Source organism: Streptomyces griseofuscus, from assembly GCF_014673495.1.
GTDB lineage: Bacteria > Actinomycetota > Actinomycetes > Streptomycetales > Streptomycetaceae > Streptomyces > Streptomyces murinus.
The window spans coordinates 2813093-2834432 of the sequence record NZ_CP051006.1 but is presented as its reverse complement, the minus strand read 5'-3'; the positions used below and the strand labels follow the sequence as shown (position 1 = coordinate 2834432).

Genomic DNA, 21340 nt, shown 5'->3' with positions numbered 1-21340 from the left:
AGGGCCGCGTGCTGAGCTGTGACAACCGTGACAGGGTGTGCATGTCGGGTCACCAGTCGTGGAAGTCGATCTCATCCATAACGGACGTATCCCTGCGAGTTGCCGCTCGGTGGCACGTGTCCCAGTCGCCATGATCGGCAGCGGAATGAGTGCTTCCAGCCCTCAATGTCCGTTTCGTTAGGGCGGGTTGTAGGCCGGAATTGACCTATTTGCCCCTGAGTTGGTGAGCAAAATCACATAACCATCAAGGCTGGTTGGCGAGTTGGTCAGGGAATCGGATGTTTAGCCTGACGCTTTACATGAGGGACGTATCTGTCACCCCGCACTGTCACCCGCCGACACAGGACTAGGACGCGTACAACCGTGAAGACGACGATGATGTTCCGCAAGATAGCCAACCCGCGACGCACGACCCTGGCGCACCTCGACGACGCCGGCGAGTTGCAGACGCCCGCGCTGCCGGAGCAGTCCGTCGAACTCCCCGCCCAGACGGCCAACCCCCGGCGCACCATCCTGATGGACCTCCCCGAGGCCGCGGCGGCCACCGCCGGCGAGTGATCGCCCGCGCGACCGAGGCACCCCGGGACGCGGCCCGGAAGATCATCGCCGTCGGATGATCTTCCGGGCCGCGCTCGTCTTTTCGGCGGCCCCCGCGGCGGGCCGCACATGTTTTCCCCCGCATTCGCGCCGCCGCTTTTATCGGCTACGGCGGCGGTGGGCGCCGTAGCCTTCCCGGTCCCCGACGCCCGACCGGAGCGGATGGAATCAACGCAGGTCAGAGACGCGAGAGGCGTCCGATGTCCCTCCGGCGGCGCCCCCGAAATCACCGGAAACTGGAATTCCCCTTAAGCGCATTACGGCCCCGGAAAATCCCCTCGCCATGCCCTCCCGGCCGAACATCGCGCCGCCCGACCGGTTAACCTTGGGCGTCAGTACGCCGGTTCTCAGTGAGGGGCGCAAGCACCCGTGCGCATCGCCAGGTTCTCCATCGACGGGAACGTAGCCTTCGGCGCGGTCGAGGGCGACAAGCAGGACGAACTCGTCCTCGACATCATCAAGGGCATCCCCTTCGCCGACCATGAGCTGTCCGGCACGAAGGTGCCGGTGAGCAAGGTCAGGCTGCTCCCGCCGGTCCTCCCCAACAAGGTCGTGGCCTTCGGCCGCAACTACGCGGAGCACGCGCGGGAGCTGGGCAACGAGGTGCCCGAGGCACCGTTCGCCTTCTTCAAGCCGTCCACCTCGGTGATCGGTCCCGGGGACGAGATCCGCTACCCCTCGTTCACCGAGGAGCTGCACCACGAGGCCGAGCTGGCCGTCGTCATCGGCCGCATGTGCCGCGAGGTGCCCCGGGAGCGCGTCAAGGACGTGATCTTCGGCTACACCTGCGCCAACGACATCACCGCCCGCGACGTCCAGCGCCGCGAGAAGCAGTGGGCCCGGGCCAAGGGCTTCGACGGCTCCTGTCCGCTCGGCCCCTGGGTGGAGACCGACATCGACCTCGCCCGGGCGGGCGATCTCACCGTGCAGCTCACCGTCAACGGGGAGCAGCGCCAGCTGGGCCGCACCAGCGAGATGATCCACCCCATCGAGGATCTGATCGTCAACATCACCGAGGCCATGACGCTGCTGCCCGGCGACGTCATCCTCACCGGCACCCCGGCAGGGGTCGGCCCCCTGAACGTCGGCGACGACGTCGCCGTCACCATCGAAGGCATCGGCACTCTCACCAACAAGGTTGTCAAGCGTGGCTAGCGCACCCTCCCCCAAGCTCTCGGCTTCGCTCGAGCAGGGGGTACCCCCATCCCCCGTCCGCGTCCGTTTCTGCCCCTCGCCCACCGGTAACCCCCATGTGGGCCTGGTCCGCACCGCCCTGTTCAACTGGGCGTTCGCCCGGCACCACCAGGGCACCCTGGTCTTCCGTATCGAGGACACCGACGCGGCCCGCGACTCCGAGGAGTCCTACAACCAGCTGCTCGACGCGATGCGCTGGCTCGGCTTCGACTGGGACGAGGGCCCCGAGGTCGGCGGCCCGCACGCGCCGTACCGGCAGTCGCAGCGCATGGACATCTACGCCGACGTCGCGCGAAAGCTCCTGGACGGCGGATACGCCTACCACTGCTACTGCTCCCAGGAGGAGCTGGACTCCCGCCGCGAGGCCGCCCGCGCCGCCGGCAAGCCCTCCGGCTACGACGGCCACTGCCGCGACCTGTCCGCCGAGCAGGTCGAGCAGTACAAGGCCGAGGGCCGGCAGCCGATCGTCCGGTTCCGGATGCCCGACGAGACGATCACCTTCGACGACCTGGTGCGCGGCGAGCTGACCTTCACCCCGGAGAACGTCCCGGACTACGGCATCGTCCGCGCCAACGGCGCCCCGCTGTACACGCTGGTCAACCCCGTCGACGACGCGCTGATGGACATCACGCACGTGCTGCGCGGCGAGGACCTGCTCTCCTCCACCCCGCGGCAGATCGCGCTGTACAAGGCGCTGACCGAGCTGGGCATCGCCAAGCAGACCCCGGCCTTCGGGCATCTGCCGTACGTGATGGGCGAGGGCAACAAGAAGCTCTCCAAGCGCGACCCGCAGTCCTCGCTGAACCTCTACCGCGAGCGCGGCTTCCTGCCCGAGGGCCTGCTCAACTACCTGTCCCTGCTGGGCTGGTCGCTCTCCGCGGACAAGGACATCTTCACGATCGAGGAGATGGTCGCGGCCTTCGAGATCTCCGACGTGAACCCCAACCCGGCGCGCTTCGACCTGAAGAAGTGCGAGGCGATCAACGCCGACCACATCCGCCTTTTGGATGTGAAGGAGTTCACCGAGCGCTGCCGCACCTGGCTGAAGGCCCCGTTCGCGCCCTGGGCGCCGGAGGCGTTCGACGAGGCCAAGTGGGAGGCCATCGCCCCGCACGCCCAGACCCGTCTGAAGGTGCTCTCCGAGATCACCGAGAACGTCGACTTCCTGTTCCTGCCGGAGCCGGTCTTCGACGAGGCGTCCTGGACCAAGGCGATGAAGGAGGGCAGCGACGCCCTGCTGCGCACGGCCCGCGAGAAGCTCCAGACCGCGGACTGGACGTCGCCCGAGTCCCTCAAGGAGGCCGTCCTGGCCGCCGGCGAGGCCCATGGCCTCAAGCTCGGCAAGGCGCAGGCCCCCGTCCGCGTCGCCGTCACCGGCCGCACCGTCGGCCTCCCGCTCTTCGAGTCCCTCGAGATCCTGGGCAAGGAGACGACCCTGGCCCGCATCGACGCGGCCCTGACGAGGCTCACCGCGTAGGGCCCACCGCGTGTGACAGGGGCGGCACCCGGAACTCCGGGTGCCGCCCCTTCGCCGTACCCCCCGTGTCCGCGATGTGACGACACTCACCGCCACCGCGCCCGGCACCACCGCCGTTCCCCGGACGCGCCCCGCCCCCCGGCGTTACGGTCGAGGGCGTGAGCATCGAAGCCGTGGTCTGGGACGTGGACGACACGCTCTTCGACTACACCAGCGCCGACCGGAGCGGGATGCGGGCGCATCTCGTCGCCGAGGGGCTGCTCGGGCGCCACGAGGTGGTGGAGGACGCGCTGGGCCGGTGGCGGGAGATCACCGACCGGCAGTGGGCGAGGTACGCGGCGGGGGAGTGCGGCTTCCAGGAGCAGCGCCGCGACCGCGTACGGGTGTTCCTCGACACGGAGCTGGACGACGCCGAGGCGGACGCCTGGTTCCAGCGCTACATGGCGCACTACGAGGCCGCCTGGGGACTGTTCCCGGACGTGCTGCCCACGCTGGAGGTGCTCGCGGTCACGCACCGGCACGCGGTCCTGTCGAACTCCAGCATCACCGTCCAGGAGCACAAGCTGCGCGCCCTCGGCCTGCTGGACCGCTTCGAGGCCGTGCTGTGCGCCGCCGAACTGGGCGTCTCCAAGCCGCGGCCCGGCGCCTTCCTGGCCGCCTGCGAGGCGCTGGGCCTCGCCCCGCACGAGGTGGCGTACGTCGGTGACCATCCGGAGATCGACGGGCGGGGCGCCGCCGAGGCCGGGCTGCTGTCCGTGTGGATCGATCGCGGTACGGCACCCGCGCGGGACGCCGGTGACGTCGTCGTGCACCGCATCGCCTGCCTGTCCGAACTCCCCGCGCTGCTCCGCTCGGATACTCGTTTTGGAGCCCCGTCCACCTTCGGGTAATGTTCTTCCTGCGCCGAGGGGAACGGGCCGAAAGGCCGGAGCCCCGAGGAGCAAACTAGAACAAGAACCCTTCCGGGGGTTGAGTTCCAGTGGCCTATGGTGTAATTGGCAGCACGACTGATTCTGGTTCAGTTAGTCTTGGTTCGAGTCCAGGTAGGCCAGCTCGCAGAGCTTATCTGCAAAGCCCCCGTTGTGTAGCGGCCTAGCACGCTGCCCTCTCAAGGCAGTAGCGCCGGTTCGAATCCGGTCGGGGGTACTGATCCTGATCTTCTCGGGATCGCTAGGGCCCCCGTTGTGTAGCGGCCTAGCACGCCGCCCTCTCAAGGCGGTAGCGCCGGTTCGAATCCGGTCGGGGGTACGACTGGTCTAAACCATCATTGGTCTATGGTGTAATTGGCAGCACGACTGATTCTGGTTCAGTTAGTCTTGGTTCGAGTCCAGGTAGACCAGCTCGGACCTGCGGAAACGCAGCGTCCAAGGCCCCCGTTGTGTAGCGGCCTAGCACGCCGCCCTCTCAAGGCGGTAGCGCCGGTTCGAATCCGGTCGGGGGTACAGAATGAAGGCCCTTCGCTTCGGCGGAGGGCCTTCACCGTTCTCCGGCCCCGCTCACTCGAAGCCGTACCGCCGTGTCGTCTCCTCCTCCTGCGCCAGCCGGTGCAGCGCCCGCAGCACCGGCTCGTTGAGGATCGCCCCGAGGATCGCGAACTCGATCCGCTCCGCCCCCGGCGGCAGCGTCTCCATGTTGTCCAGATCGAGTACGGCCGTGCGGTGCATCAACTCCGCGTACGGCGCGAGCTGTTCGGCCCCCCAGTCGTAACCGAGCCGGCGGAACGCGGCCACCGTCACCACCAGCGAGCGATACGCGGGGGAGAGGGTGGCGAGGCACTTGGCGTTCTCCCAGCCGAGCCGGTCCACGAGCGCCGCGACCTCCTCGTGCGCGGCCCGTATGCAGGCGTCGTCCTCGTCCGGCTCCGGCACCTGCGGCAGCGCCCACAGCGCGGCGCCCAGCCGGATCGAGCTGCCCAGGGACTCGTCGTCCACATGCCCGAGCACCTCACGCACCTTCGCCACCGGCAGCCGCCCGACCTGGATCATCGCCCGCACCAGCCGCAGTCGGCGCAGATGCTCCTCGTCGTAGTCCGCCGTGGTCGCGTTCAGTTGCCGGCCCGGTGGCAACAGGCCCTCGCGCAGGTAGTACTTGATCGTCGCGGTGGAGACCCCGCTGCGTCTGCTCAGTTCGGCCAGCCGCATCTCTTGCGCCCCTTCTTGGATAAGAGCACTATCCAAGCACGCGATGAAGGGGGAAGCCATGGTGTCCCGTACGACCGCCGACGCGAAGGGCGATGTCGTCGTCCTGCTGATAGGCATGCGCATCAACCGCTTCTGGGCGGTGCATCTGTGGGTGCCGGTGATGCTCGCGATGCTCCGCATGCTGCGGGAGCTGGCGAAGGACCCGGAGCGCGGGCTGCGGGAGAAGGTGCTGCTCACGGCGTCGCCGCGGACGTACTACGTCGTGCAGTACTGGGAGTCCAAGGAGAAGCTGTACGCCTACGCCACGGCGCCCGACGCCTTCCACCACGAGGTGTGGGCGAAGCTGAACCGCAAGGAGCGGGCGGGCAGGCTGCACGGCGAGGTCGGGATCTGGCACGAGGCGTACGTGGTGCCGGAGGGGTCGTACGAGGCGATCTACGCGGACATGCCGGCGTTCGGGCTGGCGGGGGCGCACGGCCAGGTGCCGCTCGCCGCGCGGGGGCGCTACGCGAAGGACCGGTTCGCCTATCGGTCGCCGCAGCCCGCGGAGTCCGTGGAGTCCGTGGAGAAAAGCGCCTGAGGTCGGCTGCCGCGTCCCTCGTGGGTCCGCCGCGGCGTTGAGGCGGACCCACGAGGAAGCAGGCTCAGCCCGTGCGGCGCAGGGCCTCCGAGAGGCGGGTCGCGGCGTCGATGACGGCCTGGGCGTGCATCCGGCCCGGGTGGCGGGTCAGCCGCTCGATCGGGCCCGAGACGGAGACGGCGGCCACCACGCGGTTGGAGGGGCCGCGCACCGGGGCCGAGACGGACGCGACGCCCGGCTCGCGCTCGCCGATGGACTGGGCCCAGCCACGGCGCCGCACGCCCGACAGGGCCGTCGCCGTGAAACGGGCGCCCTGAAGGCCGCGGTGCAGCCGCTCGGGCTCCTCCCAGGCCATCAGGATCTGTGCCGAGGAGCCGGCCTTCATCGTGAGCGTGGAGCCGACCGGCACGGTGTCCCGCAGACCGGACAGCCGTTCCGCCGCGGCCACGCAGATCCGCATGTCACCCTGGCGGCGATAGAGCTGTGCGCTCTCGCCTGTGACATCGCGGAGGTGGGTGAGCACGGGGCCCGCCGTCGCCAGCAGGCGGTCCTCGCCCGCCGCCGCCGCGAGCTCCGCGAGGCGCGGTCCGAGGATGAACCGGCCCTGCATGTCGCGTGCCACCATGCGGTGGTGTTCCAGGGCCACGGCCAGGCGGTGGGCCGTGGGTCGTGCCAGTCCGGTGGCTCCGACCAGACCCGCGAGGGTGGCCGGACCGGACTCCAGAGCGCTCAGGACGAGGGCCGCCTTGTCCAGAACGCCGACGCCGCTACTGTTGTCCATGCAACGATACTCACGTCTCACTCTGTGAAACGCAAGTTCAATTTTCCGCGGAACGCGCCACTCTGGATGAACACGGCGGTCCGTCCATCGACGGGCCCGGCGGCGGACGCCCGGAAACAGGGGTGCGGGCGCCGCCCTCAAGATCTCTAGTTGGGCCGGCGCCAGCGTGCCGGCCGGAGGGAAAGCGATGGGTAGGACACTCGCGGAAAAGGTCTGGGACGACCACGTCGTCCGGCGCGCCCAGGGCGAGCCCGACCTCCTCTACATCGATCTGCACCTGCTGCACGAGGTGACCAGCCCGCAGGCCTTCGACGGGCTGCGCCAGAACGGCCGCCAGGTGCGCCGCCTCGACCTCACCATCGCGACCGAGGACCACAACACCCCCACCCTCGACATCGACAAGCCCATCGCCGACCCGGTCTCGCGCGCCCAGCTGGAGACGCTGCGCAAGAACTGCGCCGAGTTCGGGGTGCGGCTGCACCCGCTGGGCGACGTCGAGCAGGGCGTCGTGCACGTGGTCGGCCCCCAGCTGGGCCTGACCCAGCCCGGTACGACCGTGGTGTGCGGCGACTCCCACACGTCCACGCACGGCGCGTTCGGCGCGCTGGCGTTCGGCATCGGCACCTCCCAGGTCGAGCATGTGCTGGCCACCCAGACGCTGCCGATGGCCCGCCCGAAGACCATGGCGATCACCGTGGACGGCGAACTGCCCGAGGGCGTCAGCGCCAAGGACCTGATCCTGGCGATCATCGCGCGGATCGGCACCGGCGGCGGCCAGGGCTACATCCTGGAGTACCGCGGCTCCGCCATCGAGAGGCTCTCGATGGAGGCCCGGATGACCATCTGCAACATGTCGATCGAGGCGGGCGCCCGCGCGGGCATGATCGCCCCCGACGAGACCACCTTCGCGTACCTCAAGGGCCGCCCGCACGCCCCCGAGGGCGCCGAGTGGGACGCGGCCGTCGAGTACTGGAAGACGCTGCGCACGGACGAGGACGCGGAATTCGACGCCGAGGTCGTCATCGACGCCGCCGCGCTGTCCCCGTTCGTCACCTGGGGCACCAACCCCGGCCAGGGTGCGCCGCTTTCGGCGGACGTCCCCGATCCGGCTTCGTACGAAGACGCATCGGAGCGCCTGGCCGCCGAAAAGGCCCTGGAATACATGGGGTTGGAGGCCGGAGCGCCGCTGCGCTCCATCAAGGTGGACACCGTCTTCGTAGGCTCGTGCACCAACGGCCGGATCGAGGATCTGCGCACTGTCGCCGAGATCCTGAAGGACCGCAAAGTCGCCGACGGCGTACGGATGCTGGTCGTGCCGGGCTCCGCGCGGGTCGGCCTCCAGGCGGCCGCCGAGGGTCTGGACGTGGTCTTCAAGGAGGCCGGCGCCGAGTGGCGGTACGCGGGCTGCTCGATGTGCCTGGGCATGAACCCGGACCAGCTGGCCCCGGGGGAGCGCTCCGCGTCCACCTCCAACCGCAACTTCGAGGGCCGGCAGGGCAAGGGCGGTCGTACCCACCTGGTGTCGCCGCAGGTCGCGGCGGCCACCGCCGTCCTGGGCCATCTGGCCTCCCCGGCCGACCTGACCGACGACCGTACGCCCGCTGGAGTCTGAGAACGATGGAAGCCTTCACCACCCACACCGGCCGGGCCGTCCCGCTGCGCCGCGGCAATGTCGACACCGACCAGATCATCCCCGCCCACTGGCTCAAGAAGGTGACCCGGGACGGGTTCGAGGACGGGCTCTTCGAGGCCTGGCGCAAGGACCCCGAGTTCATCCTCAACCGCCCGGAGCGGCAGGGCGCCACCGTGCTGGTCGCCGGCCCCGACTTCGGCACCGGCTCCTCCCGTGAGCACGCCGTCTGGGCGCTCCAGAACTACGGCTTCAAGACCGTGATCTCCTCCCGCTTCGCGGACATCTTCCGTGGTAACTCGCTGAAGAACGGCCTGCTCACCGTGGTGCTGGAGCAGAAGATCGTGGACGCGCTGTGGGAGCTGACCGAGGCCGACCCGAGCGCCGAGATCACGGTGGACCTCGAAGCGCGCGAGGTGCGCGCCGAGGGCGTCACCGCCTCCTTCGAGCTGGACGAGAACTCCCGCTGGCGGCTGCTGAACGGCCTGGACGACATCTCCATCACCCTCCAGAACGAGCCCGACATCGCCGCGTACGAGCAGCGGCGCCCCGCCCACAAGCCGCGGACCCTCCAGGGCTGACCCGGTAGCCTGTCCCGGATCCCGCGAGGGTCGGGTTTCGGCCACCCAACAAACCCGTCTGTACCCCCGATCGCCCCGATCGGGGGTACAGGCATGTCGGGGCCCGTGCGGACCCTCCTGGCTCTGGGGATTCTCTCAACTTCCCGTGTTATGAAGGGCGTTGGGAGGGTAGATGAGGCAGAGGATCGCGCCGTCCGCAAGGGCCTGGAAGGCCATTTGTGGCGGGAGTTGCCCCCTGGGCAGGCGACAACTCGCCCCAGATGGCACAATCTGTGCATGGGACACGACGGCCAACTCCAGCTCTATGCGGCGGTCGCGAACCAACTCAAGGAAGCGCACGCAAGAGTGCGCGCACTGCAAGTCCCGGAGGGCGTACGGATGGCGCTGACCCGGAAGCTGCTGGTCATTACGGCCGCGGCCAAGCACGATCTCGCCGGTGCGGCAAGGCGGCTTGAGCGGTTCACCGCGGACCTCGACGAGGGTCGGATCCCCGACGAGGACCGCTGAACAGCCCGAGAACGCCGAGTCCGTTGCGGCACAAGGGTGATAAGCCCGTTTCGTGTTTGATTTGCGGTATATATCTGCCTAACGTGCGAAAAAGCTTGAACACATTCGTTCTGGCGATGTCTCCGAAGGGGAAGACGTGAACAAGGCGCAGCTCGTAGAAACGATTGCCGAGAAGGTTGGCGGCCGCCAGCAGGCGGCGGAAGCCGTCGATCATGTTCTGGACGCCATCGTCCGCGCGGTCGTCGCGGGCGAGCGGGTCTCGGTCACCGGTTTCGGGTCCTTCGAGAAAGTGGACCGCCCCGCCCGGTACGCCCGTAACCCTCAGACGGGCGAGCGGGTTCGGGTCAAGAAGACCTCCGTGCCGCGCTTCCGCGCCGGTCAGGGCTTCAAGGACCTGGTGAGCGGCTCGAAGAAGCTCCCGCGCGGTGGCGAGGTCTCGGTGAAGAAGGCGCCCAAGGGCAGCCTGACCGGGGGCGCCGCCGCGACGGTCAAGAAGGCCGCCGCGAAGAAGACCGCCAAGGCGGCCGCGAAGAAGACCACCGCCAAGAAGACGACGGCGAAGAAGACCACGGCGGCCGCGGCGAAGAAGACCACCGCGAAGAAGGCGACCGCCAAGAAGACCACGGCGACGGCCAAGACCGCGACGGCGAAGAAGGCCACGGCCAAGAAGGCCACCGCGAAGAAGGCCCCGGCGAAGAAGGTCACCGCGAAGAAGGCGCCGGCCAGGAAGTCGACGGCCCGCAAGACCACCGCGAAGAAGGCCACCGCGCGCTAGGCGCAGGGCATCGATCAGAGCACTCACGCGCCGGGCCGGACTCCCACTGGAGTCCGGCCCGCGGCGTGTGCAAGGGGAGTTACAGGGTCTGGAGCGTGACGAGGGTGATCCGCAAGGAGCCCTCGGCCCCCTCGGTCTCGATCCGTACGCGCTGCCCGGGCCGCAACAGCCGCAGGCCGCCGCGGTCGAACGCGGCGGCGTCGAAGGGCACGGGGGTGCCGTCGTCGAGCAGCACCTGCCCGCTCCGGGTCTCGCTGTCGTACGTGTACGCGGTGGCCTGCATGGGGTTCAGGGTAGTGCCCGTGGCCCTCCGGCCGCCCGGTCAGGCGCCGGGTACCGGCATATCCGCGCACGCCGCGCTCGTATACGGTCCGACCCCGAGCGCCAGCGCCGCCCGCAGGTCGTCCCCCGTGTCCACGTCCTGCCGTACCGAATCCACGCCCCCCAGCAGAAGTTCCTTCGCGCCGGACACCCGATGGCGTGCCCGTGACCCCGTCCCGAAGCCCGGCCGCAATTCACGGTCCGTACCGGCCGCCAGCAATGTCGTACCGATCCCCGCCGCATCCGCGAGAAAAGCTCTGGGGAATTCCTCTGCGGCGCACAGCACCTGTTCCAGCTCGGCCGCCCGCAACGCCGGCAGATCGGCGTTCAGCGCGGCCACGGCGGCTCCCGGGCGCATCAGCCGTATCGCCTCCGCCCCGTGCGCCAGCGCCGCGTTCAGGCCCCGCGCCGGGGTGTCCGGGACGATTCGCGCGCCCAGCGCGGACAGCTCGCGCCCGGCGCGTGGATCGTCCGTGACGACCACCACATCCATGACCCCGCGGCAGGCGAGGCCCGCGGCCACCGTGTCCTGGGCGAACGCGAGGACCAGCCCCGGGCGCACCCCGTCCGCCACGGTGTCCGCGAGCCTGCTCTTGGCCCGGGACAGGGGCTTCAGGGGGATGACCAACGTCCACTGCACCGGCGTACCGCCCCTCTCTCGTCACGATCATTGTCACCGCAGCCGCTGGCTCAGGGTTTTCGGGAGGCGCGCGAAGCTCCTTGGAAGGGTGGGGGCGGGCGACGGGCGGGCGTACGGTGTTCTCGACAGACCGGCACTCCGGGGCGACACTTGTGCGGCCCCCGCCGGGGTCAGTCCCCCGTGGATCCCCTAGAGGAAGGTGTCCTTGTGCCCCGCCGCAGAATCGGCTTCTGGTACCGCTTCGCCGCGGTGATCTGCAAACCGCCGCTGGTGGTTCTGATCAAGCGGGACTGGCGTGGAATGGAGCACATTCCGGCCGAGGGCGGATTTATCACCGTGGTGAACCACAATTCCCACGTGGACCCCTTCGCATACGCGCACTATCAGTACAACACCGGGCGGGTTCCGCGATTCCTCGCGAAGAGCGGCCTTTTCAAGAAGGGAATCGTGGGCGCCGCGATGCGCGGCACCGGACAGATTCCCGTCTACCGCGAGTCCACGGACGCGCTCAGCGCCTTCCGTGCCGCGATCGACGCCGTGGAGCGCGGTGAGTGCGTCGCCTTCTACCCCGAGGGCACCCTGACCCGCGACCCCGACGGCTGGCCGATGACCGGCAAGACCGGCGCCGCACGTGTGGCCCTCCAGACCAAGTGCCCGGTGATCCCGGTCGCCCAGTGGGGCGCCAATGAACTGCTTCCGGCATATGCGAAGAAGCCGAACCTCTTCCCGCGCAAGACCCACCATGTGCTGGCGGGCCCGCCGGTGGACCTGTCGCGCTTCTACGACAAGGAGCTGACCCCGGACGTCCAGAAGGAGGCGACCGAGGTCATCATGGCGGCGATCACCCGCCTCCTGGAGGAGATCCGCGGCGAGAAGGCGCCCGAGACGCCGTACGACCCGCGCCGTGAGCGGATCGAGCAGCGGCGCCGTACGCGGGCACAGAACCAGGTCAGGGAAGCGGAGGGGCAGGGCAAGTGAGCAAGGCGGTCAAGGCGGCGGTCTTCAGCGCCGGTTCATGGGGCACGGCGTTCGGCATGGTTCTCGCGGACGCCGGCTGCGAGGTCACCCTGTGGGCCCGTCGCGCCGAGGTCGCGGACGCGATCAACACGACCCGTGTCAACCCCGACTATCTGCCGGGCGTCGAACTCCCCGAGAACCTGCGGGCGACCACCGATCCCGCCGAGGCCGCGGCGGACGCGGACTTCACGGTCCTGTCCGTCCCCTCCCAGACCCTCCGCCAGAACCTCGCCGAGTGGCTTCCGCTGCTCGCCCCGGACACCGTGCTCGTCTCCCTGATGAAGGGCGTCGAACTCGGCTCCGCGATGCGGATGAGCGAGGTCATCGAGGACGTGGCCAAGGTCGGCCCGGAGCGCGTCGCCGTCGTCACCGGGCCCAACCTGGCCCGCGAGGTCGCCGCCCGGATGCCCGCCGCCGCCGTGGTGGCCTGCGCCGACGAGGCCGTGGCCCGGCGGCTCCAGGCGGCCTGCCACACGCCGTACTTCCGGCCGTACACCGAGACCGATGTGGTCGGCTGCGAGCTGGGCGGCGCGGTGAAGAACGTCATCGGGCTCGCCGTCGGCATCGCGGACGGCATGGGGCTCGGCGACAACGCCAAGGGTTCGCTGATCACCCGGGGTCTCGCGGAGACCGCGCGGCTCGGTGTCGTGCTCGGCGCCGACCCGCTGACCTTCTCCGGACTCGCCGGTCTCGGCGACCTGGTGGCCACCTGCTCCTCGCCGCTGTCGCGCAACCACACCTTCGGCACCAACCTCGGCAAGGGCATGACCCTGGAGGAGACCATCGCGGTCACCAAGCAGACCGCGGAGGGCGTCAAGTCCTGTGAGTCCGTGCTGGATCTGGCCCGCAGGCACGGCGTCGACATGCCGATCGCGGAGACGGTCGTCGGCATCGTGCACGAGGGCAAGCCGCCGGTCGTCGCGCTCAAGGAGCTGATGTCGCGCAGCGCGAAGCCCGAGCGACGCTGAGCGAAACCGCGGGGACGCTGCGCGAAAACGCATGGACACTGTGCGAAATCCGCCCGTTTTTGTGCGTTCCGGGGCGGAGCCGACGCTGTATCCGGGCTCTACCAACGGGTACTCTCAACGCGATATGAGCACCGAGAACCTTCCCCAGAGCCCTGAGCAGCCGTCGCGCAAGCCCCGCGTGGCCGTCGTGTTCGGTGGCCGCAGCTCCGAACACGGGATCTCCGTGGTCACCGCGGGCGCCGTCCTCAAGGCCATCGACCGGACGAAGTACGACGTCCTGCCGATCGGCATCACCCGGGACGGCCGCTGGGCGCTGACGGCCGACGAGCCGGAGCGGATGGCCATCACCGACCGCGCCCTGCCCGCCGTCGAGGACCTGGCGGAGTCGCACGAGGGCGATGTGGTGCTCCCCGTCGCCCCCGCCAACCGCGAGGTCGTCTACAGCGAGCCCGGCTCCGTGCCCAAGGCGCTCGGCGAGGTCGACGTCGTCTTCCCGGTGCTGCACGGCCCCTACGGCGAGGACGGCACCCTCCAGGGCCTGCTGGAGCTGTCCGGAGTGCCGTACGTGGGCGCGGGCGTGCTCGCCTCGGCCGTCGGCCAGGACAAGGAGTACATGAAGCGGGTCTTCACCTCCTTCGGGCTCAAGGTCGGCCCTTACGTGGTGATCCGCCCCCGCGAGTGGCAGCAGGACCAGGCCGCCGCCCGCAAGAAGATCGTGGACTTCGCCGGTGAGCACGGCTGGCCGCTGTTCGTGAAGCCCGCGCGGGCCGGCTCCTCCATCGGCATCACCAAGGTCGACGACCTCTCCGGCCTGGACGAGGCGATCGCCGAGGCGCAGTCGCACGACCCGAAGATCCTGATCGAGGCGGCGATCACCGGCCGCGAGATCGAGTGCGGTGTCCTGGAGTTCGAGGACGGCCCCAGGGCCTCGCTCCCGGCCGAGATCCCGCCGCCGGACGCGCACGCGTACTACGACTTCGAGGCCAAGTACATCGACTCCACGCCCGGCATCGTCCCGGCGCCGCTCACCGAGGAGGAGACCACCGAGATCCGGCGGCTCGCGGTGGACGCGTTCGAGGCCGCGTCCTGCGAGGGGCTGGTGCGCGCGGACTTCTTCCTCACCGAGGACGGGGAGTTCGTGATCAACGAGATCAACACGCTGCCCGGGTTCACCCCGATCTCGATGTACCCGCAGATGTGGCAGGCGACCGGGGTCGGCTACCCCGAGCTGATCGACCTGCTGGTGCAGGCCGCGCTGCGCCGGTCCACCGGACTGCGCTGAGCGATCCCCGAGCGGTCAGCCGCGCATGGAGGCCATCCCCTCGGGGATGGCCTTCTTCACGGCCGCGGCCAGATCCTCCAGCACCTGGGTGCTGTCGTCCGGGCCAGACAGCTTCTTCGGCAGGGTCACCTGGACATACGCCTTGCGGCCCGCCGTCGTGAAGTGCCAGGTGCCGTCGCCCTGCTTCTCCATCAGCCAGTCCACGCCGTTGACCCCGCCCGCGATCGCGTCGGGGTCCTGGCCCTGGGCCACCTTGGGGTCGATCATCTTCGGCGGCCGGACGATCCCGCAGCGCAGTATGATCGCCGGGTTTCCCCAGCCCGCCGTGTAGACGGACCGGGGCTCGGGGTCGGCGCGCCGCTGCCCGTCCACCGTGGTGGGCAGCGCCGAGTGCAGACTCCGGCACAGCGGGGCGGTCTTCGCGTCGGGACGGGGAACCGCGACCGTGGCGCTGTCGTCCGCGGCGCAGCCCGCGACCGCGAGCAGCACGACCGGCGCGGACAGGGCGGCGAGCAGGGCGGGGGGCCGGTGACGGAAGAAGTTCACCGGCCAAGCGTAGACGGGGGCTACAGATGCACGACCGGGCAGGTCAGGGTGCGGGTGATGCCGTCCACTTGCTGGACCTTGGCGACCACCATGCGACCGAGTTCGTCGACGGTCTCGGACTGGGCGCGCACGATGACGTCGTACGGACCCGTGACGTCCTCGGCCTGGATCACTCCAGGGATCTTGCTGATGGTCTCGGCGACGGTCGACGCCTTGCCGACCTCCGTCTGGATCAGGATGTACGCCTGTACCACGGAACCTCCAGGGCGGCCACGAGGATCATGTGGGGAAAAGGAACGCCACGGTATCGCGTCGCCGCTCCTCGCGGGGAGACCTGCGGGAACCGGGCTTGCGCGCCAGGGTGCAGGCACGACGGAAGTTGACGGTCGTCCGGGACCGTATCGGCGGTCGTTCCCGACCGCGTCGGGGTCATCTCGACGGTATCGGGGACACTGATGAGGCGCGAGTCAGCACGGTCAGGCGAAGGCAGAGAAGGGGAGTCAGGGACATGAAGGGCACGGTTGGTGAGCTCGGGGAATTCGGGCTCATCAGGGAGCTCACCTCCCGTCTCACCACCACTCCGGCGGTTCGTATCGGCCCGGGTGACGACGCCGCAGTGGTGGCCGCGCCGGACCGGCGGGTGGTGGCGAGCACCGACGTCCTGCTGGAGGGGCGGCACTTCCGCCGCGACTGGTCCACGGCCTACGACGTGGGGCGCAAGGCGGCCGCGCAGAACCTCGCGGACATCGCCGCGATGGGCGCCGTACCGACCGCCCTGCTGCTGGGCCTCGTGGTGCCGGCCGAGCTCCCGGTCAGCTGGCCGACCGAGATGATGGACGGGCTGCGCGACGAGTGCCAGGTCGCGGGGGCCGCCGTGGTGGGCGGGGACGTCGTACGGGGGGACACCATCATGGTGTCGATCACCGCGCTCGGCGATCTGCGCAACCAGGAGCCGGTGACCCGGGCCGGCGCCCAGCCCGGCGACCTGGTGGCCGTCACGGGCTGGCTGGGCTGGTCCGCGGCCGGTTACGCGGTGCTCTCCCGCGGCTTCCGCTCGCCGCGCGCCTTCGTGGAGGCCCATCGGCGTCCCGAGCCGCCGTACCACGCGGGTCCGGCCGCCGCCGGGCTCGGCGCCACCGCGATGTGCGACGTCAGCGACGGGCTGATCGCCGACCTCGGCCATATCGCCGAGGCCAGCAAGGTCCGTATCGACATCCGCTCCGGCGCGGTCGACGTGCCCACGCAGATGAACGACATCGGGCAGGCCGTCGGCGTGGACCCGCTCCAGTGGGTGCTGACCGGGGGAGAGGACCACGCGATCGTGGCGACCTTCCCGCCGGACACCAAGCTCCCGGCCCGCTGGAAGGTCATCGGTGAGGTCCTCAACCCCTCCGCACTGCCGCAGGTGACGGTGGACGGGGCGCCGTGGACCAGCAGAGGCGGCTGGGACCACTTCGGGGACATAGAACCGTGACCCCGCCCAGAGTGCTCACGGTGGCCGGCTCCGACTCCGGTGGCGGTGCCGGGATCCAGGCCGACCTCAAGACGATGCTCGCGCTCGGCGTCCACGGGATGAGCGTGCTCACCGCCGTGACCGCGCAGAACTCCCTTGGTGTGCAAGGCGTTTGGGAACTCCCGGCCGAGGCGGTGCGGGCCCAGTACCGCAGCGTCGTGGACGACATCGGGGTCCAGGCCGTGAAGACCGGCATGCTGGGCTCGGCCGAACTGGTCGAGACGGTCGCCGAGTTGATCGCCGGCACGGACGCGCCCGCCGTGGTCGACCCGGTCGGCGTCTCCAAGCACGGCGACGCGCTGCTCGCCGACTCCGCGCTGGACGCCGTGCGCACCAGGCTGCTCCCGGCGGCGACCGTGGCGACCCCGAACCTGGACGAGGTGCGCCAACTCACCGGCGTCCAGGTCGAGTCGGAGGACGATCTACGACGGGCCGCGGACGCCGTGCTGGCCTACGGGCCGCGCTGGGTGCTGGTCAAGGGCGGGCATCTGGCCGGTGACGCGGTGGACCTCCTGACGGACGGCACCGCGGCGGGCGAGCACTGGCTGCGCGCCCCGCGCCACGACAACCGGCACACCCACGGCACCGGCTGCACACTCGCCTCCGCCATCGCCTCCGGCCTGGCCCGGGGCCTCACCGTCCCGACGGCGGTCACGGCGGCCAAGGAGTACGTCACCGGGGCGATCGCCTCGGGCTTCGCCCTGGGCACGGGCATCGGACCGGTGGACCACGGGTGGCGGTTCAGAACGTGAGGAGCCTTTGGCGGCGGGTGTCGTAGGGGGCGCGCGATTGCCCGCGCCGCTCCCGCCGCCGGGATCCGCCTCCCGGACCGGCTTCCGGCCCTGCCTTCTGGTTTCGTTGCCGGGGCCGCCTTTCGTGTCCGCCGTCGGGATCCGCCTCCCCGGCCCGCCTGCCGGGCCGGCTTCCGGATCTGCCTCCGGGGCCCGCTGCTGGGATCCGCCTCCCGGACCCGCCTCCCAGGACTCGCCACCCGGACTCACCTCCCGGACCCGCCTCCCGGAGGCGCGCCCGTCCGTGTCCGTCCGCGACGGATCCATGCGGTGGGTCCCCGTGCGTGGGGCGGGCCTATGCCGTCGCCGTGGCCGTGCGCAGGCGTTGGTCGAGGAAGAGGGCCGCGCGGTCCAGCGCCTCGTCGGCCTCGTCCAGTTCGTCGGCGAACGCCTGGAAGACATGCGGTACGTCGGCTGTGACGTCCAGGATCACATCCACCCCGGCGGCCCGGGCGCGCGCGGCGAGGCGGGTGGAGTCGTCCAGCAGGATCTCGTTGGTGCCCACCTGGAGAAGCATCGGCGGCAGCCCGCTCAGGTCGGCGCAGACGGCCGGGCTCAGCAGCGGCTGGTGCGGATCGGCGCCCGCGAGGTACAGCATTCCGGTGCGCTCGACGGACGCGCGGGTGAAGAACGGGTCCACGCCCTCCTTGGTGTCGATGCTCTCACCGGTACGGGTCGCGTCCAGGCCCGGCGAGAACGCCAGGACCGCGGCGGGCAGCGGCAGCCCCGCGTCCCGGGCGGCCAGGCAGGTGGTGACGGCGAGGCCGCCGCCCGCCGAGTCCCCGGCGAACACGACGGCCGAGGGGACGGCACCGCCGTTGAGGAGCGCGCGGTAGGCACCGAGCGTGTCCTCGATCGCGGCCGGGAACGGATGCTCGGGGGCCAGCCGGTAGTCCACCGAGTACGCCGTGCGGCCGGTCCTCGTCACGAGGTGCCCGGTCACCGCGAGCGAGGCCTCGGGGGAGCCGCTCACCCAGCCGCCGCCGTGGAAGTACAGGATCGTCCCGGCACGCGCACGGCCCTCGGGCGCCACGCGCAGCGCGGGCCGGTCGCCGAGCGTGGTCCGTGTCGTACGGATGCCGGCGGGCACGGTCATCCCGCTCATCAACGCCTCGAACCCGGCCCGCATCTCCTCGATCGTCCGGGGCCCCTCGGGACGCGGCTGCCGCAGCCTGGCGTCGATCCGGGCGCGCTGTTCCTTGCTCATGAGTGCTCCCCCTCGTTGATAGCTTCCCCTACACTATATGCTGTGGCATATAAAACGACCGGAGACGCCGCAGGGCTCCTGGATTTCTTCTCCGACCTGGTGCGCTGCGAGACGCGGCTGTACAACGCCCTCAACGACCGGCTCCGCGAGCGGCACGGGATCGTGACCTCGCAGTTCGAGGCCCTGCGCTATCTGCGCGATCACGAAGGGGCGCGGGTGGCGGATCTCGCGGCGGAGTTCGCGATCGGCATCGGGGCGACGAGCAAGGGCGTCGACCGGCTGGAGAAACAGGGCTGGGCGGTCCGGACGCCGAATCCGGCCGACCGCCGCTCCTCCCTGCTGGCCCTGACCGAGGAGGGCGCGGCACTCGTCGGCGCGGCGGAGGAGACGTTCGGCGCGACGCTGGCCGAACTGATCACAGGAGTGCTCGACGACGCTTCGGCGGCGGCGGCCGCGCAAACCCTCTCAAGGCTGCGTTCCGCCCTCGAACAGCGTCAGGTCGGCATGCCGACGGGCTGACGCGAGGGAGTACGGCGAGAGGGTACGGCAAAAAGCCGGTCCATCCTGAGATGGACCGGCTCAGTGCAGCGAACCAGCAATGGCCGCGCGCTCAGCTGTAGCGTCAGCGCGAGACCTTGCCGGCCTTGATGCACGAGGTGCAAGCGTTCACGCGCTTCGGCGTCCCGCCCACCACGGTACGCACACGCTGGATGTTCGGGTTCCAGCGGCGGGACGTACGGCGGTGCGAGTGCGAGATGTTGTTGCCGAAGCCCGGCCCCTTGCCGCAGACGTCGCAGTTGGCAGCCACGGGTCACTCCAAAGACTTCAGATGCACTTACGGTTGATCCCGGCATGCCGGGATCGAGATCGTACGACCTGAGATCTGGTTGGCGGTGCCAGGGGGAAAGCCCGATGAGATCGGGCAACCGGAGCAGCATAGCAAGCCTGCGTCGGTAGAGCGAAACTACCATGGTCGCGAGGGGTCCCGGCCCCGGCCCACCCCTGGCCCACCTCCGGCGGGCACCGTCCCGGGGACTACGCTGCGACCACGTCAAGCCGGCTCAGGGAGGCGCAGGTGGCGCAGGTGCCGCAGACATTCCTCGATGGTCTCGCGGTGCGCACCTGGTGCGGTCTGGCCCTGCGCGCACTGGGGCGGGCACGTGCGGAGATCGACGCGATCAACGTCTATCCGGTGGCCGACGGCGACACCGGGACCAACCTGTATCTGACCGTGGAGTCCGCCGCGACGGCCGTGGAGGCCGTGTTCGCCGGGTACGAGACACAGCCCGCCGGCCCCACCCTCGCGGACGCGGTGCGCGCGATGGCTCACGGGGCGCTCATCGGCGCCCGGGGCAACTCCGGCACCATCCTCGCGCAGCTGCTGCGCGGCATGGCCCAGGTGCTCGCGGCGGACGGCGCGCAGCCGCGCTGCGACGGGCCCGCGCTGCGGCTCGCCCTGCGCCGGGCCGCCGATTCCGCGCGGCAGGCGGTGGCGCATCCCGTCGAGGGCACGGTGCTGACGGTCGCCTCGGCCGCCGCCGACGCGGCCGAGCGGGCGGACGGCGACTGCGGGACGGTCGCCCGGGCCGCCCACCAGGGCGCCCGCGCGGCCCTGGCGGCGACCCCGGCCCAGCTGGGCGTCCTGGCGCGGGCCGGGGTGGTCGACGCGGGGGGCAGTGGTCTGGTGGCGGTGCTCGGCGCGCTGGTGGAGGCGTGCACGGGGGAGACGGCGGACGCCGAACCGGACCGAGTGGCCTCGACACCGAACGCCTTGCCCGACCCCGAACCCGACCCCGAGACCGAGGCCGGACCCGCCCCCGCCCCCGATGCCGATGCCGGGGACTGCGCCGCCGAGGACGGCGGCCCCGCCTTCGAGGTGATCTACCTCCTGGAGGCCGACGACACCGCCGTGGCCCGGCTGCGCACCCGGCTCGACGCCCTCGGCGACTCCCTGGTCGTCGTCGGCGGCGACGGGCTGTGGAACGTCCATGTGCATGTGGACGATGCCGGTGCCGCCGTGGAGGCGGGCGTGGAGGCCGGGCGCCCGTACCGGATCAGGATCACGCACTTCGGGCTCGGCGATGTGCACACCGGTGGGCCGCGGCCGCCGCGCGAGCGGGCCCAGCGGGCGGTGGTGGCCGTCGTACCGGGGCAGGGTCTTGCCGAGCTGTACACCGAGGCGGGCGCGACCACCGTGCTCGCGCGGCCCGGGGAGCCGCCCGCCAGCGGGGAGTTGCTGGCGGCGGTACGACGGGCCCACGCGCGCGAGGTCGTGCTGCTGCCCAATGACGCCGAGCTGCGCGACACCGCGGCCGCGGCGGCCGAGCAGGCGCGTACCGAGGGGGTCCGGGTGGCGCTGATCCCGACCCGCTCGGCGGTGCAGGGCCTCGCGGCGCTCGCGGTGTCCGAGCCGGGGCGCCGGTTCGACGAGGACGTCGTCCAGATGACCTCGGCCGCGGGCGCCACCCGCTACGGGGAGGTCGTCGTCGCCGAGCACCGCTCCTGGACGACGGCCGGGATCTGCCAGGCCGGGGACGTGCTCGGGCTGATCGACGGCGATGTGGCGGTGATCGGCGCGGACGTCACCGCCACCGCCGAGACCGTCCTGGACCGCATGCTCCAGGCCGGTGGCGAACTCGTCACCCTCGTCATCGGCGACGAAGCCCCCGAGACCGTCGCCGCCCATCTGGAGACCCGGGTACGGGAGTCCTATCTGGCCGTCGACACAGTGGTCTACGGGGGCGGCCACCAGGGAGCGCTGCTGCTCATCGGCGTGGAGTGAGCACACCGCC

At 70.6% G+C, this 21340-nt stretch carries 24 protein-coding genes and 5 tRNA genes; 21 read left to right on the top strand and 8 right to left on the bottom strand.

Translation table 11 applies throughout. The features are described 5' to 3' along the window. Positions 1 to 363: 363 nt before the first annotated feature. The 9 genes from HEP81_RS12355 to HEP81_RS12315 all read left to right on the top strand — a co-directional run bounded on the left by HEP81_RS12355 (position 364) and on the right by HEP81_RS12315 (position 4710). Complete coding sequence (locus HEP81_RS12355; RefSeq protein ID WP_078967311.1) at positions 364 to 558, top strand: hypothetical protein; 195 nt, start codon at positions 364 to 366, stop codon at positions 556 to 558. Positions 559 to 966: 408 nt separating this feature from the next. Beyond that, positions 967 to 1752, top strand: coding sequence for a fumarylacetoacetate hydrolase family protein (locus tag HEP81_RS12350; RefSeq protein ID WP_037654652.1), 786 nt, complete (start codon positions 967 to 969; stop codon positions 1750 to 1752). Further along, the gene (gltX, locus tag HEP81_RS12345; protein WP_078967310.1) at positions 1745 to 3268 is read left to right on the top strand and encodes a glutamate--tRNA ligase; all 1524 of its coding nucleotides are present in this window, start codon (positions 1745 to 1747) and stop codon (positions 3266 to 3268) included. The genes HEP81_RS12350 and gltX overlap by 8 nt, the downstream gene beginning before the upstream one ends. 158 nt (positions 3269 to 3426) lie before the next feature. Further along, a complete protein-coding gene (locus HEP81_RS12340; protein ID WP_190275986.1) occupies positions 3427 to 4158 on the top strand; it encodes an HAD family hydrolase in 732 nt (243 codons plus the stop codon). Between the two features lie 90 nt (positions 4159 to 4248). Then, a tRNA-Gln gene (locus HEP81_RS12335) sits at positions 4249 to 4320 on the top strand. 21 nt (positions 4321 to 4341) lie between these two features. After that, positions 4342 to 4414: transfer RNA gene (locus tag HEP81_RS12330), tRNA-Glu, on the top strand. Between the two features lie 29 nt (positions 4415 to 4443). Further along, a tRNA-Glu gene (locus HEP81_RS12325) sits at positions 4444 to 4516 on the top strand. Positions 4517 to 4536: 20 nt separating this feature from the next. Then, positions 4537 to 4608, top strand: a tRNA-Gln gene (locus HEP81_RS12320). A gap of 29 nt (positions 4609 to 4637) precedes the next feature. Beyond that, positions 4638 to 4710, top strand: a tRNA-Glu gene (locus HEP81_RS12315). A 54-nt stretch (positions 4711 to 4764) separates the two neighbouring features. Here the strand turns inward: HEP81_RS12315 and HEP81_RS12310 are convergent. After that, complete coding sequence (locus tag HEP81_RS12310; RefSeq protein WP_037654647.1) at positions 4765 to 5409, bottom strand: MerR family transcriptional regulator; 645 nt, start codon at positions 5407 to 5409, stop codon at positions 4765 to 4767. Positions 5410 to 5467: 58 nt separating this feature from the next. Here HEP81_RS12310 and HEP81_RS12305 point away from each other — a divergent pair, with 58 nt between their 5' ends. After that, positions 5468 to 5989 (top strand): DUF4188 domain-containing protein, encoded by a 522-nt coding sequence (locus HEP81_RS12305; protein ID WP_037654643.1) that lies wholly within the window; start codon positions 5468 to 5470, stop codon positions 5987 to 5989. 64 nt (positions 5990 to 6053) lie between these two features. Here HEP81_RS12305 and ndgR read toward each other — a convergent pair whose 3' ends face one another. Continuing rightward, entirely contained in the window at positions 6054 to 6770 is a 717-nt protein-coding gene (gene ndgR / locus HEP81_RS12300; protein ID WP_037654641.1) for an IclR family transcriptional regulator NdgR, read from the bottom strand. Positions 6771 to 6957: 187 nt separating this feature from the next. Here ndgR and leuC point away from each other — a divergent pair, with 187 nt between their 5' ends. The 4 genes from leuC to HEP81_RS12280 all read left to right on the top strand — a co-directional run bounded on the left by leuC (position 6958) and on the right by HEP81_RS12280 (position 10263). Beyond that, on the top strand, positions 6958 to 8382 hold the full coding sequence (gene leuC, locus HEP81_RS12295; RefSeq protein WP_037654639.1) for a 3-isopropylmalate dehydratase large subunit: 1425 nt from the start codon (positions 6958 to 6960) through the stop codon (positions 8380 to 8382). 5 nt (positions 8383 to 8387) lie between these two features. Next, on the top strand, positions 8388 to 8981 hold the full coding sequence (gene leuD / locus HEP81_RS12290; RefSeq protein WP_037654635.1) for a 3-isopropylmalate dehydratase small subunit: 594 nt from the start codon (positions 8388 to 8390) through the stop codon (positions 8979 to 8981). A 276-nt stretch (positions 8982 to 9257) separates the two neighbouring features. Then, on the top strand, positions 9258 to 9488 hold the full coding sequence (locus tag HEP81_RS12285; RefSeq protein WP_037654633.1) for an SCO5555 family protein: 231 nt from the start codon (positions 9258 to 9260) through the stop codon (positions 9486 to 9488). A 136-nt stretch (positions 9489 to 9624) separates the two neighbouring features. Beyond that, entirely contained in the window at positions 9625 to 10263 is a 639-nt protein-coding gene (locus HEP81_RS12280; protein ID WP_037654631.1) for an HU family DNA-binding protein, read from the top strand. Between the two features lie 79 nt (positions 10264 to 10342). Here the strand turns inward: HEP81_RS12280 and HEP81_RS12275 are convergent, their stop codons facing one another. Then, entirely contained in the window at positions 10343 to 10546 is a 204-nt protein-coding gene (locus HEP81_RS12275; protein ID WP_037654628.1) for a hypothetical protein, read from the bottom strand. 39 nt (positions 10547 to 10585) lie between these two features. Beyond that, positions 10586 to 11224: a 2-phospho-L-lactate guanylyltransferase gene (gene cofC / locus HEP81_RS12270; RefSeq protein WP_037654626.1), complete on the bottom strand. Its 639-nt coding sequence runs from the start codon at positions 11222 to 11224 to the stop codon at positions 10586 to 10588. Between the two features lie 207 nt (positions 11225 to 11431). On the opposite strand from cofC, the gene HEP81_RS12265 reads away from it, so the two are divergent. The 3 genes from HEP81_RS12265 to HEP81_RS12255 all read left to right on the top strand — a co-directional run bounded on the left by HEP81_RS12265 (position 11432) and on the right by HEP81_RS12255 (position 14491). Continuing rightward, positions 11432 to 12202, top strand: coding sequence for a lysophospholipid acyltransferase family protein (locus tag HEP81_RS12265; RefSeq protein WP_037654624.1), 771 nt, complete (start codon positions 11432 to 11434; stop codon positions 12200 to 12202). Then, positions 12199 to 13209, top strand: coding sequence for an NAD(P)H-dependent glycerol-3-phosphate dehydrogenase (locus HEP81_RS12260; RefSeq protein ID WP_037654623.1), 1011 nt, complete (start codon positions 12199 to 12201; stop codon positions 13207 to 13209). The genes HEP81_RS12265 and HEP81_RS12260 overlap by 4 nt, the downstream gene beginning before the upstream one ends. Positions 13210 to 13333: 124 nt before the next feature. Then, complete coding sequence (locus HEP81_RS12255) at positions 13334 to 14491, top strand: D-alanine--D-alanine ligase family protein (RefSeq protein ID WP_037654621.1); 1158 nt, start codon at positions 13334 to 13336, stop codon at positions 14489 to 14491. Between the two features lie 15 nt (positions 14492 to 14506). Here the strand turns inward: HEP81_RS12255 and HEP81_RS12250 are convergent, their stop codons facing one another. After that, positions 14507 to 15037, bottom strand: a complete 531-nt coding sequence (locus tag HEP81_RS12250; RefSeq protein WP_037654620.1) for a DUF3515 domain-containing protein — start codon at positions 15035 to 15037, stop codon at positions 14507 to 14509. A 20-nt stretch (positions 15038 to 15057) separates the two neighbouring features. After that, positions 15058 to 15291, bottom strand: coding sequence for an Lrp/AsnC family transcriptional regulator (locus HEP81_RS12245; RefSeq protein WP_037654619.1), 234 nt, complete (start codon positions 15289 to 15291; stop codon positions 15058 to 15060). Positions 15292 to 15545: 254 nt separating this feature from the next. Here HEP81_RS12245 and HEP81_RS12240 point away from each other — a divergent pair, with 254 nt between their 5' ends. Both HEP81_RS12240 and thiD read left to right on the top strand, forming a co-directional pair. Then, on the top strand, positions 15546 to 16511 hold the full coding sequence (locus HEP81_RS12240; RefSeq protein ID WP_037654618.1) for a thiamine-phosphate kinase: 966 nt from the start codon (positions 15546 to 15548) through the stop codon (positions 16509 to 16511). Continuing rightward, positions 16508 to 17302: a bifunctional hydroxymethylpyrimidine kinase/phosphomethylpyrimidine kinase gene (gene thiD / locus HEP81_RS12235; RefSeq protein WP_243279399.1), complete on the top strand. Its 795-nt coding sequence runs from the start codon at positions 16508 to 16510 to the stop codon at positions 17300 to 17302. The genes HEP81_RS12240 and thiD overlap by 4 nt, the downstream gene beginning before the upstream one ends. Positions 17303 to 17636: 334 nt before the next feature. Here the strand turns inward: thiD and HEP81_RS12230 are convergent, their stop codons facing one another. Continuing rightward, positions 17637 to 18548, bottom strand: coding sequence for an alpha/beta hydrolase (locus tag HEP81_RS12230; RefSeq protein WP_037654615.1), 912 nt, complete (start codon positions 18546 to 18548; stop codon positions 17637 to 17639). Positions 18549 to 18590: 42 nt separating this feature from the next. Here HEP81_RS12230 and HEP81_RS12225 point away from each other — a divergent pair, with 42 nt between their 5' ends. Continuing rightward, positions 18591 to 19067, top strand: coding sequence for a MarR family winged helix-turn-helix transcriptional regulator (locus HEP81_RS12225; RefSeq protein ID WP_037654614.1), 477 nt, complete (start codon positions 18591 to 18593; stop codon positions 19065 to 19067). Positions 19068 to 19170: 103 nt separating this feature from the next. Here HEP81_RS12225 and rpmB read toward each other — a convergent pair whose 3' ends face one another. Beyond that, on the bottom strand, positions 19171 to 19356 hold the full coding sequence (gene rpmB / locus HEP81_RS12220) for a 50S ribosomal protein L28 (RefSeq protein WP_003993230.1): 186 nt from the start codon (positions 19354 to 19356) through the stop codon (positions 19171 to 19173). A gap of 267 nt (positions 19357 to 19623) precedes the next feature. Here rpmB and HEP81_RS12215 point away from each other — a divergent pair, with 267 nt between their 5' ends. Next, positions 19624 to 21330 carry a DAK2 domain-containing protein gene (locus tag HEP81_RS12215; protein ID WP_037654613.1) on the top strand — a complete coding sequence of 569 codons (1707 nt, stop codon included), beginning with the start codon at positions 19624 to 19626 and terminating at the stop codon, positions 21328 to 21330. Positions 21331 to 21340: the final 10 nt, after the last annotated feature.

Bases quoted from the DNA above. Each gene is read 5' to 3' on its own strand.
- HEP81_RS12310 (WP_037654647.1), bottom strand. From the start codon at position 5,409: ATGCGGCTGGCCGAACTGAGCAGACGCAGCGGGGTCTCCACCGCGACG.
- HEP81_RS12305 (WP_037654643.1), top strand. From the start codon at position 5,468: ATGGTGTCCCGTACGACCGCCGACGCGAAGGGCGATGTCGTCGTCCTG.
- ndgR (WP_037654641.1), bottom strand. From the start codon at position 6,770: ATGGACAACAGTAGCGGCGTCGGCGTTCTGGACAAGGCGGCCCTCGTC.
- leuC (WP_037654639.1), top strand. From the start codon at position 6,958: ATGGGTAGGACACTCGCGGAAAAGGTCTGGGACGACCACGTCGTCCGG.
- leuD (WP_037654635.1), top strand. From the start codon at position 8,388: ATGGAAGCCTTCACCACCCACACCGGCCGGGCCGTCCCGCTGCGCCGC.
- HEP81_RS12285 (WP_037654633.1), top strand. From the start codon at position 9,258: ATGGGACACGACGGCCAACTCCAGCTCTATGCGGCGGTCGCGAACCAA.
- HEP81_RS12275 (WP_037654628.1), bottom strand. From the start codon at position 10,546: ATGCAGGCCACCGCGTACACGTACGACAGCGAGACCCGGAGCGGGCAG.
- HEP81_RS12255 (WP_037654621.1), top strand. From the start codon at position 13,334: ATGAGCACCGAGAACCTTCCCCAGAGCCCTGAGCAGCCGTCGCGCAAG.
- HEP81_RS12240 (WP_037654618.1), top strand. From the start codon at position 15,546: ATGAAGGGCACGGTTGGTGAGCTCGGGGAATTCGGGCTCATCAGGGAG.
- HEP81_RS12230 (WP_037654615.1), bottom strand. From the start codon at position 18,548: ATGAGCAAGGAACAGCGCGCCCGGATCGACGCCAGGCTGCGGCAGCCG.